This window comes from Robiginitalea insularis (assembly GCF_052497835.1).
This window is the reverse complement of the sequence record NZ_CP199296.1, coordinates 2,248,521-2,265,027: the sequence shown is the minus strand read 5'-3', so window position 1 is coordinate 2,265,027 and position 16,507 is coordinate 2,248,521. Positions and strand designations below refer to the sequence as shown.

Here is a 16,507-nt window from a genome sequence, read left to right as displayed (position 1 = left end):
AGGTTCAAATGCCCGTTAAACAAGCGAGATAAAAGGGTCCGGACAGAATCTGTTAAGGCTTTGAAATCAGTCCCGAACTTTTTCACTAATTTGCGGGGCAAAATGAAACACAAACCATGGAAGTACTTGGAATTGATGTAGGCGGATCGGGCATAAAAGGGGCCCTCGTACATATGGAAACCGGTGAAATGCTTACGGAGCGTTTCAGGATCCCGACACCCAAATCCAGGAAACCGGAGGAAATGGCCGATGTGGTTGCCCAGATCGTAAAACATTTTGATTACAAAGGCCCGGTGGGCTGCGGTTTCCCCTCTGTTATCAAAAAAGGGGTTTGCAAATCCAAGGGCAACCTTCACAAATCCTGGGTTGGCAAAGATGTTGCCAAGCTTTTCGGAAAAGCTTCGGGAAATGATTTTACAGTCATTAACGACGCCGATGCAGCCGGGTACGCTGCCATGAACTACGGGATCGGAAAGGACATGGACGGCTTTGTGGTGATGATCACCATCGGGACCGGACTGGGAAGTGGTGCCTTTCTGGATGGTCGGTTAATTCCAAATTTTGAATTGGGGCAAATCCCCTATAAGAAGTATTCCAAGATCGAAAGCTGGGCTGCAGCATCAGCCAAGGAAAAAGAAGAGTTGTCCTTTAAAAAATGGGGCAAACGCTTCAACAAATTCCTGGAACTGGTTGAACTCATAGTGGCTCCGGATACCATTATTCTCGGAGGAGGGACCTCCAAGGACTTTGAAGAGTACAAAGAGTATATAAAAATAGAAACCCCGGTGATCCCTGCCGGACTACAAAACCATGCCGGAATTATAGGGGCGGCAACTGCCTGTCTGGTGGACCACCCCGAGCTAAACGAGGTCTGATCAATCGACCTTGTTGCGTTTGCGATCAGTCTCCTTCAGGAAAATTTTGCGCAGCCGGAGGTGCTTGGGAGTTACCTCCACATATTCATCCTTCTGTATATATTCCAGGGCCTCTTCCAGCGAAAATTTAACGGCGGGGACAATTTTGGACTTATCGTCAGACCCGGCGGCCCGTACGTTGGTCAGTTTTTTGGTTTTGGTTACATTAACCACCATATCGTCTCCACGGGAATTTTCCCCGATAATCTGCCCTTCGTAGATATCTTCTCCCGGATCGATAAAGAAACGGCCTCTTTCCTGCAGTTTATCAATTGAATATGGGATGGCTTTACCATTCTCCATGGATACCAGTGATCCGTTCTGCCGTTGCGGAATATCCCCCTTCATTGGTTGGTATTCCATAAAACGGTGGGCCATAATTGCCTCTCCGGCAGTAGCCGTAAGCAGTTGGTTCCTCAGGCCGATGATCCCACGGGAGGGAATCACAAATTCACAAACCATACGGTCTCCGCGGGCTTCCATTTTGGTCATTTCCCCTTTGCGCAAGGCAACCATCTCAACAGCCCTGCCGGATACTTCCTCGGGCAGGTCTATGGTCAGTTCCTCTACCGGTTCGCATTTTTGTCCGTCAATGGTCTTGATAATTACCTGTGGCTGCCCGATCTGCAATTCATAGCCTTCCCTTCTCATCGTTTCAATGAGTACGGAGAGGTGCAGCACCCCGCGACCGAATACCATAAACTTATCTGCACTGTCTGTGGGTTCTACCCGCAGTGCCAGGTTTTTTTCCAATTCCCGTTCCAGCCTTTCTTTCAGGTGCCTGGAAGTGACAAACTTACCATCCTTCCCGAAGAAAGGGCTGTCGTTAATTGTAAACAACATACTCATGGTGGGCTCGTCTATTGCGATTGAACCCAGGGCTTCCGGAGCCTCGGCATCTGCAATAGTGTCCCCGATATCAAAACCTTCCAGGCCGATCAGTGCCCCGATATCACCTGTTTTAAGGGTTTTGACCCGGGTCCGTCCCAAACCTTCGAAGGTATACAACTCCTTGATCCTGGACTTAATCATTTTCCCATCCCTTTTGACAAGGGTGATCTGTTGCCCTTCGGACAACGGGCCCCTTTGCAGGCGGCCAATCGCTATTCTCCCGGTAAAGGAAGAATAGTCCAGGGAGGTAATCAACATCTGGGTATTACCTTCCTCCGGGTTAAAGGTGGGGATATGATCCAGCACCATTTCCAGCAACGGAGCGATATTGTCTGATGGGTTTTTCCAGTCTTCAGACATCCAGTTCTCCTTGGCAGATCCGTACACAACCGGAAAATCCAATTGCCATTCCTCTGCCCCCAGTTCAAACATCAGGTCGAAAACTTTCTCATGCACCTCTTCAGGGGTACAGTTGGGCTTGTCCACTTTGTTAATAACCACACAGGGTTTAAGGCCCATGCTCAGGGCTTTCTGCAACACAAAACGGGTTTGCGGCATAGGGCCCTCAAAGGCATCCACCAGTAAGAGCACCCCATCAGCCATATTGAGCACCCGCTCCACTTCCCCGCCGAAATCGGCGTGGCCGGGGGTATCAATGATATTGATTTTGGTATCCTTATAGGTAACTGAAACGTTTTTGGAAACGATGGTAATCCCGCGCTCGCGTTCCAGGTCATTGTTATCCAGGATAAGTTCCCCGGTCTGTTCATTCTCCCGGAAGAGCTGACAGTAATGCAGGATCTTATCCACCAGGGTGGTTTTCCCGTGGTCTACGTGGGCAATGATTGCAATGTTTTTGATATCGGCCATAGTGCTGATTTTGAGCGCGCAAAGATAGGTTAAAATACCTCAGCTTGTTCTGCCGGTACAAAAATAAAAGCAGACGGAAAATCCTGAGAAAGAACTACAGGCTATTTTTTTGTTTCTCAAGCAGGTAGGTTTACTAAAAGAGTAAAACAAAGTGCCTCAATTAAACTACCCTAAAATAATTCCACCCTTAAAATTTGATAGTATTGAGGCGAGTTTTCAGTTTCTTCATTTCCAAAACCTAAACCTTTCCTGCCCGCTTAACATTTAAATCAAAGTGCGAAGAACAGAGATTTAGCCATCTGGACCGCTTTGAGGAGTTAATTTTGTATGGGTGAACCTCAAGGCCTTTTCTCCCAAATCCATACCTTTGACAAAACTCATTTTACCATGGATCTCAATAAAGTCCCCCAACTGAAACACACCCATTCAGGAAACTTTTTTCTATTGGCAGGACCCTGCGCTATAGAAGGAGAGGAAATGGCACTGCGCATTGCGGAAAAGGTAGTGGACATTACAGACCGCCTGCAGATCCCCTATATCTTTAAAGGCAGTTTTAAAAAGGCCAACCGAAGCCGGGTAGATTCCTTTACCGGGATAGGGGATGAAAAAGCCCTGAAGATCCTGCGGAAAGTATCTGAAACCTTCCAAATCCCCACTGTTACGGATATTCATAAAGAATCCGATGCCGCTATGGCGGCAGAATATGTGGATGTGCTGCAGATTCCGGCCTTTCTGGTGCGGCAGACCGATTTGATTGTTGCTGCAGCTGAAACCGGAAAGGTAGTTAACCTGAAAAAGGGGCAGTTTATGAGTCCGGAAAGTATGAAGCACGCCGTGACCAAGGTTACCGAAAGCGGAAACGAGCAAGCCATTATAACGGACCGGGGAACCATGTTCGGGTATCAGGACCTGATCGTGGATTTCAGAGGGGTGCCGGTTATGAAGCAATATGCACCCCTGGTACTAGATGTAACCCATTCACTTCAGCAACCCAACCAGGCTTCCGGGGTTACCGGCGGACGCCCGGAACTGATCGGGACCATGGCCCGGGCCGGGATAGCAGCCGGGGTAGACGGGCTCTTTATTGAAACCCATTTTGATCCTGCCAATGCCAAGAGCGACGGGGCCAATATGCTTCCTCTGGACCAGATGGACCGGCTGATGCAGCGTCTTTCAGCAATACGGAAAACACTGAGTGAATTCTAAATACTTTTTTGGGAATTGCGGTTTTCAACTAGCTGTTCGGCTTCTTTGAGCACGTCCAGAAGAACATCGGCATCAATTTCCTCAATTGACCTGAACCTTAGGGACCGGACACTTTTGCGCCCCTTGGACTGCAGTTCTTGCTGATGTGATTTTAAACGATACCCATTGGGAATTCCCAGGTCCACATAATCCCCGGATTTATTAAGATAACAAAATGGCCTGCCATTGAGATAGTAGAAGGGAATACGGTATTTAAATCGAAGTTCCAGGCTTGAAATACCCTGCTCAATCAGGGTTTGTAAATGGATTAAAATGGTCCGGTAGGGTTCGGCCTGTTCGAGTATATAAGATTCTGACGGATTCACATGGCTGCTCTTAAAATCCTAACAACAGTTACTGCTTATCAAAAGCTTAAATTCCCCGGATACCTTTCGTGCCAGGGCCGGCGGCGTTTTGTCTGCAATCCGGATTTCCCTGCTGACCATGTCCACGTCAAAATAGAAGCTGGAAAAATCCCCGGAACATTCCTTTTCCAGGCGTTCCATTAAAAAGCGTGTTATTCGGGGCCGGAGCCGGTATTCCAAATCGATGAGGAATTTTGTGTCGGCCTCATTCTGGTTTCCGTTTAAAATCCAGTTAAAGTGCATGTCTGTTTCAAAAAGCTATGGAAAATAAGAATAAATATTCATTCTAAGTACTTTATCTAATGGATTTGGATAAAAGCTATTATTGACAGGGTTATGGGATAGCTTTAACGCATTTGCGCATTCCTGAAATACCCATTTATTATGATCTATTGCTTATTTTACTGTACTAATACATCCACAAATGAAACATCTCCGTTTGTTTTTTGGCCTAGTCCTTCTGACATCACTGCCTGCCTTCGGCCAGGGCCATACGCATCTTCAAAGTGAACCTTTTAATTACCCTGATATCCCCGGGTATCTCACTCTCACCACCGACCTGCATCAGCATACCGTTTTTTCAGACGGAAGTGTCTGGCCGGATATCCGTGTGATGGAGGCCCTGCGGGAAGGGCTCGATGCCATTTCCCTTACAGAACATCTGGAATACCAGCCACACAGTGCTGATATTCCGCATCCCGACCGGAACCGGTCTTATGAGATTGCCCTGAATGAAGCAAGGGACCACGATTTGCTTATCATTCACGGCTCTGAAATTACCCGTGAAGCCCCAATGGGGCACAGCAATGCCGTTTTTATAAAAGACGCCAACCCCCTTCTGGCCGGATCGGCAGCGGTTCCTTTCAGCGAAGCCAAAAAGCAGGGCGCCTTTATCTTCTGGAACCATCCTGCCTGGTACAGCCAGCAACCTCAGGGGAACCCCGTCTTAAGTGAATTCCAGCAAGAGCGCATCCGCAGAGGGGAATTGCACGGCATTGAGGTGATCAATACCACAGATTATTCCGAAGAAGCCCTGGGCATTGCCCTTGAACAAAACCTGACTATTATTGGAACCAGCGATATTCACGGACTGATCAGCTGGGATTACCTGGAGAAAAACAACCACCGCCCCATTACCCTGGTTTTTTCCAAAGAGCGATCTGTCGAAGGCCTTAAAGAGTCCCTTTTCGAAAGGAGGACGGTTGCCGTTTACAATACGCTGCTTGTGGGAAGGGAAGAATTTCTCAAACCTTTACTGAAAGCGTCGGTTGAAATTCTCGAAAAAGAATACATTCCAAATACAAGCATTCTGAAGGTAGTCCTAAAAAACAACAGCAGCAGTGACCTCATTTTCGAAAATGCAATGGGCTTTACCTTTTACAGCAGTTCACCCGTATTTACAATTCCCGCGGGAGAACAGTATACACTCAATATAAAAACCCTTGAAAAGACAGAGACCCTGCAGTTGAGACTCAGAGCCCTGGGAGCCTTTAGCGCCCCGAAAAAACATCCGGTTATCGAATGGAGTGTAAAGCTTTAATAAGCAGGTTATTCTTTCCCATCCACGTAAGCCTGAAGATAGCTATAGTCCGGGCAGAGCTCGCCCTGCGAAGTCATCCGGGCCCTTTGGAGGATCCCATCTGCATCTCCATTAAAGAAAGCCGGGATAACGTGTTTTACAAAGGCTGACCCAAAGCCTTCACTGGCATCCCTTGGGAGTTCAGCAGGCAGGTTATCAACCGCCATTACGGCGATCACCCCTGATTTTTTATAATCTCCTTCCGATTCTGTTATGGGGTCATACCCATAGACAGGATCTTCAATAGTGGAAGGCCGGATGGTAGAAGCTACGGGGCCATCAATATCACAACTGATATCTGCGACCACCCGTATTTTGAACTCCGGGTGTTTGGCGTCTTCCCGTGTAAACAGATAGGGGGCCCCATCGGCATGAAAATGCCCGGCAATGTAAAGGTCTGTGACCCTGGCGAATCTGAAAAAGTTTGACTTATAGGCTTCCGGGTTTGCAATAAAGTCTGCTTTACTCCCGCGTACCCCATCCTTGCGTTTGTTGTAATAGGAAGCATCGATCTGACAGTAAACCGGGACCTCAAACTCCTTTTCCAGGTAATCTTGTACGTTTACCTGCTTTAGGCCCATCCCATCCAGCATTTCTTTTGCCCCACTACCTACCCGGCCTCTTCCGGTAAGTAATATTTTCACGGGCGGGAGTTTCAGATTTTTCAGATGGGAAATAAGGTCTTGTTGATCTTTAAGCGCTTCCGCCTTGGGCAGTGAGAAAGTACCGTATTTTAGCCCAAAAGCCCTGAACCCGTTATACGCGCCAACGATTCCGGCATATCGACCGAAGGCAACCAAGCGAACGCCAGATTTATTGGTGAGCACCTCATGATCGTAGAGTTCGATATTCTTTTTCAGAATGGCCTGGAGGAGACCGCGGTTGTAGGGCTGCTTTTTGATGGTATGGGAGAAAAAGAAATATTTCTTCCCGGGAATCAGGGCTTCCACAGGTACTTCTTTTACACCTAAAAGCACATCACATTGCTGCATGTCCGGGGTAACTGAGATTCCAAGTGCTTCGTATTCCTCATCTTTAAATACCCGGATTGGGGAAGGTTCTACCAAAATTTCTAATTCAGGAAATTGTTTCAGGACTTTTTGACAGGTAGCCGGAGAGAGCACTGTCCGGTGGTCCGGGGGAGTTTTGCGTTCCTGGATGAGGCCGATTTTCATAAAGTTTATTTGGTATGAATTTTGCTCAAAATTAAGAGGAATTGTGAGGGTACGCAAACATTAAACAAAGGGATTTAAAGCCCGTGGCATACCAGGATAAATGCGTAACTTTGCCCTTCTTAAAACGTTCTTTAACATATGGGGCCGACTGGTTTTGACAGCGAGACCAATGGCTATGTAAGCATGCCGAGCGCTGGGATACAGCTCGTAAATCTCATATTTCACCATTTTTAAATGGCGAGTCTAACTACGCTTTAGCTGCCTAAAAGACTGAATTACAGTAAGTCTTGGCCTAGTCCCGCAAGGCGGGAATGCTAAATGTCCCCGGGTAGCCCTTGTTGACGGCGACCCTTCCGGGGGCACCATAAAAGTCAACATAGTGCCTCTGTAGCTTCGGCAGGGGCATAAAACCAAAGAAGCTAAGTGTGTAATAGGCGGTTTCTGGTCAGTTGCACACCGACAATCAATCAGGAAATAAGCATGTAGAAGGCATCGTTATTGCTTGTTTGGACGGGAGTTCGAATCTCCCCGGCTCCACGATCGAATACAAACCCCGCCGGGAATCCGGCGGGGTTTTGTGTTTCCATAAGCGAGTCTGTGCTTGCACAAGCGAGCGAATGGGAAACACAAAACCGCCTTGCCTTCGGCAAGGCTGGGTTTGTATTCGCAGTACTGGAACTCAGGAGATCACCGAACGTAGTGAGGTAATCTCCCATGTAAAATTGAAAGGCCAGCGCACCCCCTCGCTCCTCACTGCCAAAGGTCAACCGGACCTTTGCCGAACGTTCGACCGGGGTTTGTATTCGCAGGACTGAAGTTAAGGAGATCACGGAGCGAAGCGGAGTAATCTCCTTTTCAAAAAAATCAATAGTAGAGAATCGCACCAATATCCTTCTCGAAATTCTACTTCTCAAGATCATTAAAAACCTATTAATCTGCTTATTTTTATCTTTCAGCTTCTTAGGATTTAAACTGAATGATCTTTTTGCCCATGGCACGAATTAAATTTTCACTAATTTTCTTAATCACGGTAGGCCTTACTTTTATTTCTTGTTCAGAAGAAGAAGGTTGTCTGTGTAATGGACTTTACAGGGGCAGCACTGTTCAAGGGGAGTATTTTGTAACTGTTGAAGACGTCAATTGTTCAACGGGTCAACCTGCACTAAGAGTCCTGAATGAGAATAGAGAATTCGGAGAAAATCAAATATTCTTTGTTGGTTGTGAAGACTAACAAAAAGAGAATACACATATTTGTTATCTGCCGAATAATTTACCTCAACTTAAGGTGAGATGGTACGTTATTTCTCGATAATTGTATTTCTATTTGCCTTTTCAGTGCTAATAGTTACATGCAAGGATACAATTTACCAGGATCATAACTTTTTAATTATTGCCAGCCAAAATACTACGTTTGGGATAGGGAAAAAGAAGCCCTGTATTTATTAGAATAAGTAGTCTTCCAAGGAACACCAGCACCACGTAGAAATAGGACAACACTATCATCATTGATTGTATGTCATCCCGACCTATACACGCTTATTTCGATCTTGCTGCAATCCAACTAGAAAGAGAGAGGTAAAAGGTAGAATGGCCGCAAAAAATATCCATTTGGACTTTTTCTTATCGAAATGCAAGGTTTGTCGTTTAATATACCTAACGGCAACAATTCGAATAATTACAGCGGAAAAAACAAATAGTACAAAATATAAATCAATAACCTCATAATCGATGGCTATAAAAAGTATCCAAACCAGTACCGCGATCATGAATAAATTAACAAGAAATAATTTTAGTGCTAAAATCCAGACCTTATTACCTGTTTTGTATTGTTTACCTGGAACCCTACCACTTTCCTGGGACTTTTGCAGTTCTAAAGCCGCACCGCAATTCGGACAAAAGTTACATGGTTCAGAAATAAGTATACTGCAATTCCAACAGCGCATAAAAACTTATTAGGATCTGTAAGGCTTCAATATACGATGTAAATACAAAAGTTTTATTAATAGTATTACCTGCGAATGAATAAAATATTAGCAGCTAGTGGGTTCTATCCTAGGAAGGGGTAGTAATTGCTGGGCTAAATAAAACGTGCAATTGGAGTATCAGACTTTGGTACCGCTCACTTGCAAAATTATTGCACAAAAGTTATTTTGATATATTAATGCTATATTCCCATAAAAATTTTCATATTCATGCAAAGAATTATCATTGCTTTGTATGGTCTGTTTTTTCTGGCATCCTGTTCGGTGAACAAGCGCTCAAACATTCAGGCCGAAGAAAGCTTCACAATAGAAATGACCCAACCGGAAACCAGGGGTGGTCTAATAGAAACCGCACTGGAAGGTCTTTTTTACGGTGCAACCCTGCTAGCGGAAAGCACTGCCAAATCCTTGAACTCCAACTATACACAATCCATTTCTATACCTGACTATTATAATAAAGACCTGGGCTATGTGGAAAAAACCTATAGTGAAATCCACCTAAAAAAGTACAGCCGGCCCGAAGAGACCGCCACATTGAACCGTCTGGAGCAGGTTATTCGAGCAGATATAGACGAACTTCCAAAATCTAGAGGATCTGCCAAAGCATACACGTTTGAAGATTTTAAAAGGATGCCCGAAGACGATCTGATGAATTTCCACGCTGTTATTGAAATCATAAGTGATCCGGAAAACCCGGGGGTCTCACGGTTGAGCTTCAATGAGCTAAATGTACTCTTTAGCAAAACAAAAATATACGGCAAAGGAGATTTGAACGTCCGTATTGCCATATCCATAGAAGGCCAATGGAGAGATAGGGATGGTAGCCCTGTGAGACAGAAATTGATCGAACAGGAATACACTTTTACAGACCTGGAATACGGTTTGAAAAATCAAATTGAGCAACCTATTCTTTCTCCCTGGTATTACGACCTACCCATAGAATCTGACATTTCAGATGAATCCAAATTTGGTTTGATGGAAATTCATGTTCAATTGCAGGAATTCGAAAACGGTAAAAGCAAATACATTGATAAATTGCCCGGGATACTCAGTGATAACAAAGATGCCATCATCAGCAATGGTTCTTCAGTTATAGAAAAATTGTCTAATGATTAGACTATGAGGTCCTTGCGTTTACCCATACTATCTAAGGACGCATTTTTCGCCACTGTGTTCACCTTTATACTTACAGGTCTCCTATACATTCTTTTTGTGAATTTTTCTATACTGGATCCCTTTGAAGCCACTTTCAAGGATTTCCGTTTCACAGACATATATTATGCAAAGGGGATGAACAAGAAAGAATACAATCCCAAAATCGTTTTGGTTAATATCGATCAGGCCAACAGGTTTGAAATCGCAGCAGGCATAGATAAAATCAAGGCTTTGAAGCCTGCTGCTATTGGTCTTGATATCATATTCAAAGAAAGGCGATCCTCCTTATTAGATTCACTGCTCAAAGACTCCTTCTCTGGGGATATACCCATAGTTCACTCCTATTACAGGGAAAGCGATAGCGTAGTACAGAATCATCCATATTTTGAAACTCCATTAATGGAATCGGGTTATATCAACCTAGAGCTGAGCACCGAATACTCTCGCGTAATCCGGGAGTTTCAAGGAGTAAGAAAAACAGATGATAGTACCGAGTTTTCATTCGCAGTAAGGCTAGCGATGGAAGCTGGTTGGATAGACCAGGCCTACCCTGAGAAAGAACTAAAAAGGCCTATGCCTATTAAATGGATAGGAAATCAGGATTCTTTTATGAACTACACATTAGAAGAAATCATCGAAAATCCAAAGATCAACACCATGGAGGAATCCATAGTTATCCTTGGATATCTTGGACCTCAAAAACGTTCGCAATTTGATATTGAAGACAAGCACTTCACTCCTTTGAACCCAATATTTATTGGGCGTTCCGTACCGGATATGTTTGGTGTAGTTATACATGCTAATATTTTGAACATGCTTAAAAACCACTTACAGATAAAGCATGTTTCCCCTTTTTGGACCTATATTCTCGCGTTTATAATTACCTATTTTACAGTTTATATTGGAATGCGTATTTACAGAAGAAGTAATCTCGCTTACGACATCACGGTAAAGGTCATCCAATTGGGCGTTTCAGCTGTCATAGTCTATATTGGATTATTGCTTCTAAACATCAATGTATACCTGGTTACCTTACCGGTTGTAATTCTTGCGGTATTTGGTATTGAGTTCATTGACTTCTATGTTTATCTGGTTGAATATTTAAACAAGAAATTCGGATGGAAAAGCAGTATGTTATAACATTAATGCTTTTGTTAGGCAGTGTGTTCTCAGTTAAACCTCAGGATAGTCTGCTCATTTTCAAAACCCAGGGCAATGTTATGTTTTCCAGCATTCAAGGCTCAATCATACGAGCCGAAAAGGGAAAATTTATAAGGAAAATGGACGCTTTGGTACTTGAGAAGGGAGCGGAACTAACTGCGATAGATAAGAAAGGTGCTGCCTACAAGGTGGATAATCCAGGCCGATTTAACTTACAGAAGATACTGGACTTACCCCTACAAAAACCTAAGTCAGGACTTACCACAAAGTACTTCAGGTACCTCTGGCAAGAGTTTATTAGAAATGGTGAAAATGCAGCAATAATAGGTGGGGTATTCAGAGGAGACATTCCAATGCTTTTTCCCCCAGATAGCGCGAGCATCGCATCAGCAAAAATTAATTTTCGCTGGAAAATTCAGGTAGTGGAAACATCTTTCTTTTTTTTGTGGGATTCATCAGATAATCTGATTCTGAAAGCAGAAGTTTCAGGAACTCAAATTAATCTATTCAGGCAAAGTACCCTGCTTAAAGAGGGTGAGCAGTATAAATGGGCTATTACCCAAGAAGCCTATCCCAATTTCAAGAATATCAACCATTGGAATTTTAACCTCATTGATCGCAATATCTACCATGAATATAAAGAGGATATGAAGCCTCTAGAAACAGATTTAAAGTCACTGGGTCTAAACGAATCGGAAATCGAAAAAATTCTTTGTGAAACCTATGGACTCTGTCTTTAAAAAGGGACTTTTCCTGATTCTTTTGGCATCCGGCCTTGTCATTCATGGTCAGGAAGATTTTATTGAAACTACTAATTCGATCTCCGCTGCAGTATTAAGAGCAGACAAAAAGGAGATTGCTTTTACTGATAATAAATACATCTATCTCCTTGACGTAGATCAATTCCAAATCAAGGATAGTCTACCTGTGGCTCAGATGGAAAATTTTGGGATTGAATCTCTTAAATACGTGGAATCAAATCCAAATTCACTCTTAGCTAAGTATAAAGAGTTTTCCTTTTATGAAGGCTCTTTTCGGTTAAGTTTCGACTCCAACGAATATCCCCAAGACTCTATTATCGTATACGACCTCAAGGCAAAGCAACCTATGCCAAATAAGCTTCCTGGTAATGTTTATCTCAGTTTTGCCACCGATCAAAAACACTATCTCTACGGATACAACCAATGGTTTATTCCCAATAATAATCAGGTACAGCATCAATATCCTATACCCATGAAAGGGGAAATCACCTATTACCCTGAAAACATTTCAAAACCTGCCTCAGGAATTATACGAAAAATACAAGTAGCTCCCTCCAATAATCTAGCAGCCCTGGTGTACTACCACCATTCACCAAAGGGACCAGACAGCCTTCGATATAGCCTGGAGATACGTAACCTACCAGATATGGCAATACAGGAAACATGCTTACTGAAAGGAGTTCCAAAAGATTTGGAATTCAATTCAGAAGGCACCTATCTTGCCCTTACTTTCGATGGAAGGTTTTCTAAAATGCCAAATGAAACTATTTCCATTTTTAAGGTCAAACCATTAGCCGAAGCCGAGAGCCTGCCGAAGGATCTCGAAATTGGACACCGCATAATTGGTGATCGCGTTTGGAGCAATTCAAACCGGCAGATTGAAGAAAGAGTATATGGAAAGGAGATCCTAAATACACAGATCTGGTCTAACCTTACCCCCTTTGACCGAATTCAGGGCTTTTTCAGAATAAACGACAACGACATAATAGTTTATGGCCCGAAATCTGACATTGGACTGAATCCTAATAGCAAAAACGGATTTTATAAATACTCGTTAAAGGATATGGTCACATATTCTGGAATTGAAGATTTCCGGGAACAGGACACCCTGTTTAACCCGGAAGAGATCTTTATCCAGAACAATCGCCTGGAAGGAGGCAGAATAAAACTATTCCAGGATAAGAAAACCATGCTGGTAAATTCGGGGAAATGGTTAAGCTGGTGGGATCTGCCAAGCCGTTCCAAACTGCATGCCTACCCTTTCCAAAACGAAATTATAGCAGCCTTTCCAGGTCTTGAAAAAGATGTATTAATTTTTGAAAGTTTCAGCCAAAAATCATATTCTGATTTCAATATCCATCTACTGGATATTGAAAGTGGTCAAATGCACAGCAAAGCGTTCAGAGAGGGTTTTGGAGATGGGGAAAATATAGATATCGGGACTGCCGAATTTGGCAGTACCGTTCGATGTTTTCAGTTAGCGAATAAAGATTGGATTTGCAATGATGGAGAGGCCCGCATCTGGAGGATTTCGTATTCAAAAAATGGAGGTTGGGAATTCAAGGAAGAATACAATAACAATTCAGCAGAATTTTACGCCAGCGATCTTATTAACTTTCAATACGACTCCAATACTGGCACTATTACTTTTAACCAGACAGATTATAACCTCAAACCAAATTATGAAGAATACGACAGGCGGTATGGCCCCATCCAATTTTGGGATCCAAAAACCGGAAAGATTGATCAGATACCTGGCTCTGAGGAGATCCCCTGGTACATCTCGCTAGGATCTGGAAAGGTCGCCTATAAGTCGGATCAAAGCCTTAACATTATGGGCCGTAGAGGACTCTCCAAAAGGATTCTGGAATATGACAGCGAACAGGAGATCCAAATTTTAACGGGGGCTGACGAAGCCTATTTGATCTCCTGGAAAGCCAACTCTTTTGCCGATAGCGCGGAGGTGGCGGCTTTTCATTACCGGGAGGGAAAAATTAAAGACCGCTTTCAGCTACCCCGTGAATCCTTTCTTTTTCATACAGCTGAAGGAATCACTTATGCCGATGGAGAATTCCTCAAGACCTATGACCCTAATCTTAAAGAACACCTATCCTGGAACCTTATTAAAAGTAAGTTTACTGAAAAAGCAGATCTATCCCTTTCCGATTCTGGGAGATTATTATTCCGCAATCAATACGTCATCGACCAGAGTACGCTTGAAACCCTGAGAGAAATCCCATCCTTCTACAATAGTGTAATACTCAAGGGGCCTTTCAACGACAAGGTATTGCTCACCAAAACAAATATGTACTTTGAAAACCGGGAGCGGCCATACGTAGACTTTTCAATTTGTGATCCAGGCGACCTGGAGAATCCTGTATGGACCAGTCAGGCATTTGAGCTCCCGAAGGAACCAGGTTTCCCCGGACCTAACAAGACCATTCGCTCTCCGCAGGGCACCTATGCCCTGGCTTATAAGTGGGATATTCTAAGAAAGGCCGGAGTAGACCTGTACCTGATAGACATTCCTAATGGAAGGGCAGAAAAGAAAACCATGGATCATATCGTTGATGAGGCGTACTTTATGGGATCCGAAGATCGGCTGGCCCTTTATGAGCAGGATTCACTACTGGGAAACAATGCCAAAACCCGTATTTACGAAATCCCCTCCATGGAATTGTTGCACACACTCTCAGGACGCGTGGAGGTTATTGTCAGCGAAAAGGAATATCTGGCTGTGAAAAATGATGATTTGATAAAGGTTGATGCCTCTACGGGTGAAAAAACCCATTATTACGCCCGGGAATGGCTCAGCCGGGCATTTTACCTGCAAGACGAGAACCTCTTCCTGGCGGGAAGCCTTTCAGGTTCCCTTTTTATTTGGGACCCGCAAATACAATCCCCCATCAAGAAAATCCGATTAGGGAGATCCGAAATCCGGTCCTTCGAGCGCCTGGGGAATAAGCTGTATGTGCTTATGGCCAACTCCGAAGTAAAGGTGATGGATATTCCCTCTCTTCAACTCGATGTATCCATAAACTTTTCTGAAGATGCGGAGGAAAATACCGCACTGGTCTGGCTTACGCCGGAAGGTTATTTTAAAGCTGCGAAAAAAGACATTCGCAAATACCATTTTGTAAGAGGCACGCAGGCATTTCCCTTATTGAACTATGAACTGTTCCTCAACCGGCCGGATATCATCCTGGACAAATTGGGGTTTGCACCAAAGGACAGGGTAGCCCTGTACCGGGAAGCTTATTTGAAACGCCTTAGACGCAACGGTTTCGAGGAACATACAGATTACCTGGCTTTGAAACAGCCGGAGGTAACCTTGACCAATCGTACGGACATCCCTTTGGCTACCAATAATCCGAGACTCGACCTTAACCTGAGTTTTTCTTCGAAATTAAAGAGCCTACAGGTATTTATCAATGGTGTTCCTGTAGCATCGCATGAGCCGAAGCCCAATGAGTCCCAGACCACGAAATCCATCGAACTCAATTCAGGCGAAAATACGGTAACCATAGTTGGGATCGGCGAAAACGGGATTGAAAGTGATCCGGTTGCCTTTAAAATCACCAATACCGCCGCGGTATCACCCAGCCGTATTCATTATGCCGGCATTGGGGTATCCCGCTATGCAGATTCTACCATGAATCTTCGCTATGCCGATAAAGATGTACGGCGCACAAGCGCGGAACTCTCCTATCGCTTTACTGACCGTCTTGATATTATAGATACCCTGCTGAACGAGGCTGTTACACGTGAGTCCCTGCGGCAATTGAAGGGCAAACTGATGCAAACAAGCATAAACGACATTGTTATCCTTTCTTTTTCAGGGCACGGCCTAGTTAATGAAGCAGGCAATTTCTATTTCGCAACCCACGACGTGAATTTTGAAGATCCTGAAAAAAGAGGGTTTTCCTACGAAGAAATTCAATCATTACTAGATGGTATCCCTGCTCGACGAAAATTATTGCTCTTAGATGCCTGTAACAGCGGGGAAATCGATTCGGAGGAGGAACTGGAAACCGTAGCTCTCACCAATGAAAATATAAAACAACACCTGCCTGAAGGAGCCAAGGGTTCAGTAGTTGTCAAATCAAACAAGAAAGCCGGGCTTCAAAATAGTTTTGAATTAATGCAGTCGTTATTCTATGACCTCAGCCGGGGGAATGGCTCATATATCATTTCAGCTGCAGGGGGGCGGGAATTTGCATTTGAAAGCGAGGCCTGGGGCAATGGCGTGTTTACCTACAGTTTTTTAAATGCCCTTTATGAATTAGGGGATTTACGTATTTCTAAACTGAGGGAATATATTTATCAAAACGTAACCGAACTTACAGGAGGGAAACAAAAACCAACAGCAAGACAAGAGAATGTTGAATGGGACTGGGTACTGAAATAAA

11 protein-coding genes and 1 other RNA gene are annotated in these 16,507 nt (G+C 44.0%); 8 read left to right on the top strand and 4 right to left on the bottom strand.

Going from position 1 to position 16,507, the window contains the following annotated elements; genetic code table 11:
* The first annotated feature begins 116 nt into the window (after window positions 1-116).
* Window positions 117-875, top strand: coding sequence for a polyphosphate--glucose phosphotransferase (gene ppgK / locus ACT6NV_RS10265; RefSeq protein WP_445384360.1), 759 nt, complete (start codon window positions 117-119; stop codon window positions 873-875).
* On the opposite strand, the gene typA is transcribed toward ppgK, so the two are convergent.
* Window positions 876-2,675, bottom strand: coding sequence for a translational GTPase TypA (typA, locus tag ACT6NV_RS10260; RefSeq protein ID WP_445384359.1), 1,800 nt, complete (start codon window positions 2,673-2,675; stop codon window positions 876-878).
* A 387-nt stretch (window positions 2,676-3,062) separates the two neighbouring features.
* Between typA and kdsA the strand changes: the two genes are divergently transcribed.
* The gene (kdsA, locus tag ACT6NV_RS10255) at window positions 3,063-3,881 is read left to right on the top strand and encodes a 3-deoxy-8-phosphooctulonate synthase (RefSeq protein ID WP_445386689.1); all 819 of its coding nucleotides are present in this window, start codon (window positions 3,063-3,065) and stop codon (window positions 3,879-3,881) included.
* Here kdsA and ACT6NV_RS10250 read toward each other — a convergent pair.
* Together ACT6NV_RS10250 and ACT6NV_RS10245 are read right to left on the bottom strand one after the other, a co-directional pair.
* Window positions 3,878-4,246: a DUF1801 domain-containing protein gene (locus ACT6NV_RS10250; protein WP_445384358.1), complete on the bottom strand. Its 369-nt coding sequence runs from the start codon at window positions 4,244-4,246 to the stop codon at window positions 3,878-3,880. The genes kdsA and ACT6NV_RS10250 overlap by 4 nt on opposite strands.
* Before the next feature lie 18 nt (window positions 4,247-4,264).
* Window positions 4,265-4,528 (bottom strand): hypothetical protein, encoded by a 264-nt coding sequence (locus ACT6NV_RS10245; RefSeq protein ID WP_445384357.1) that lies wholly within the window; start codon window positions 4,526-4,528, stop codon window positions 4,265-4,267.
* A gap of 181 nt (window positions 4,529-4,709) precedes the next feature.
* Between ACT6NV_RS10245 and ACT6NV_RS10240 the strand changes: the two genes are divergently transcribed.
* Window positions 4,710-5,825: an Sb-PDE family phosphodiesterase gene (locus tag ACT6NV_RS10240; RefSeq protein ID WP_445384356.1), complete on the top strand. Its 1,116-nt coding sequence runs from the start codon at window positions 4,710-4,712 to the stop codon at window positions 5,823-5,825.
* An 8-nt stretch (window positions 5,826-5,833) separates the two neighbouring features.
* On the opposite strand, the gene ACT6NV_RS10235 is transcribed toward ACT6NV_RS10240, so the two are convergent.
* Window positions 5,834-7,039 (bottom strand): NAD(P)-dependent oxidoreductase, encoded by a 1,206-nt coding sequence (locus ACT6NV_RS10235; protein ID WP_445384355.1) that lies wholly within the window; start codon window positions 7,037-7,039, stop codon window positions 5,834-5,836.
* Window positions 7,040-7,179: 140 nt separating this feature from the next.
* Between ACT6NV_RS10235 and ssrA the strand changes: the two genes are divergently transcribed.
* From ssrA to ACT6NV_RS10210, 5 genes are all read left to right on the top strand, one after another.
* Window positions 7,180-7,579: a transfer-messenger RNA gene (gene ssrA, locus ACT6NV_RS10230) on the top strand.
* Between the two features lie 1,652 nt (window positions 7,580-9,231).
* A complete protein-coding gene (locus tag ACT6NV_RS10225; protein WP_445384354.1) occupies window positions 9,232-10,137 on the top strand; it encodes a hypothetical protein in 906 nt (301 codons plus the stop codon).
* Window positions 10,138-10,140: 3 nt separating this feature from the next.
* Window positions 10,141-11,316, top strand: coding sequence for a CHASE2 domain-containing protein (locus ACT6NV_RS10220; RefSeq protein WP_445384353.1), 1,176 nt, complete (start codon window positions 10,141-10,143; stop codon window positions 11,314-11,316).
* Window positions 11,295-12,077: a hypothetical protein gene (locus ACT6NV_RS10215; protein WP_445384352.1), complete on the top strand. Its 783-nt coding sequence runs from the start codon at window positions 11,295-11,297 to the stop codon at window positions 12,075-12,077. Before ACT6NV_RS10220 ends, ACT6NV_RS10215 begins: the two co-directional genes overlap by 22 nt.
* Window positions 12,061-16,506 (top strand): caspase family protein, encoded by a 4,446-nt coding sequence (locus ACT6NV_RS10210; protein ID WP_445386688.1) that lies wholly within the window; start codon window positions 12,061-12,063, stop codon window positions 16,504-16,506. Before ACT6NV_RS10215 ends, ACT6NV_RS10210 begins: the two co-directional genes overlap by 17 nt.
* The last annotated feature ends 1 nt before the right edge of the window (window position 16,507 follow it).

Excerpts from the sequence above, each read along its gene's own strand:
- ppgK (WP_445384360.1), top strand. The coding sequence starts at position 117 with ATGGAAGTACTTGGAATTGATGTAGGCGGATCGGGCATAAAAGGGGCC.
- typA (WP_445384359.1), bottom strand. The coding sequence starts at position 2,675 with ATGGCCGATATCAAAAACATTGCAATCATTGCCCACGTAGACCACGGG.
- kdsA (WP_445386689.1), top strand. The coding sequence starts at position 3,063 with ATGGATCTCAATAAAGTCCCCCAACTGAAACACACCCATTCAGGAAAC.
- ACT6NV_RS10245 (WP_445384357.1), bottom strand. The coding sequence starts at position 4,528 with ATGCACTTTAACTGGATTTTAAACGGAAACCAGAATGAGGCCGACACA.
- ACT6NV_RS10240 (WP_445384356.1), top strand. The coding sequence starts at position 4,710 with ATGAAACATCTCCGTTTGTTTTTTGGCCTAGTCCTTCTGACATCACTG.
- ACT6NV_RS10235 (WP_445384355.1), bottom strand. The coding sequence starts at position 7,039 with ATGAAAATCGGCCTCATCCAGGAACGCAAAACTCCCCCGGACCACCGG.
- ACT6NV_RS10225 (WP_445384354.1), top strand. The coding sequence starts at position 9,232 with ATGCAAAGAATTATCATTGCTTTGTATGGTCTGTTTTTTCTGGCATCC.
- ACT6NV_RS10220 (WP_445384353.1), top strand. The coding sequence starts at position 10,141 with ATGAGGTCCTTGCGTTTACCCATACTATCTAAGGACGCATTTTTCGCC.
- ACT6NV_RS10215 (WP_445384352.1), top strand. The coding sequence starts at position 11,295 with ATGGAAAAGCAGTATGTTATAACATTAATGCTTTTGTTAGGCAGTGTG.
- ACT6NV_RS10210 (WP_445386688.1), top strand. The coding sequence starts at position 12,061 with ATGGACTCTGTCTTTAAAAAGGGACTTTTCCTGATTCTTTTGGCATCC.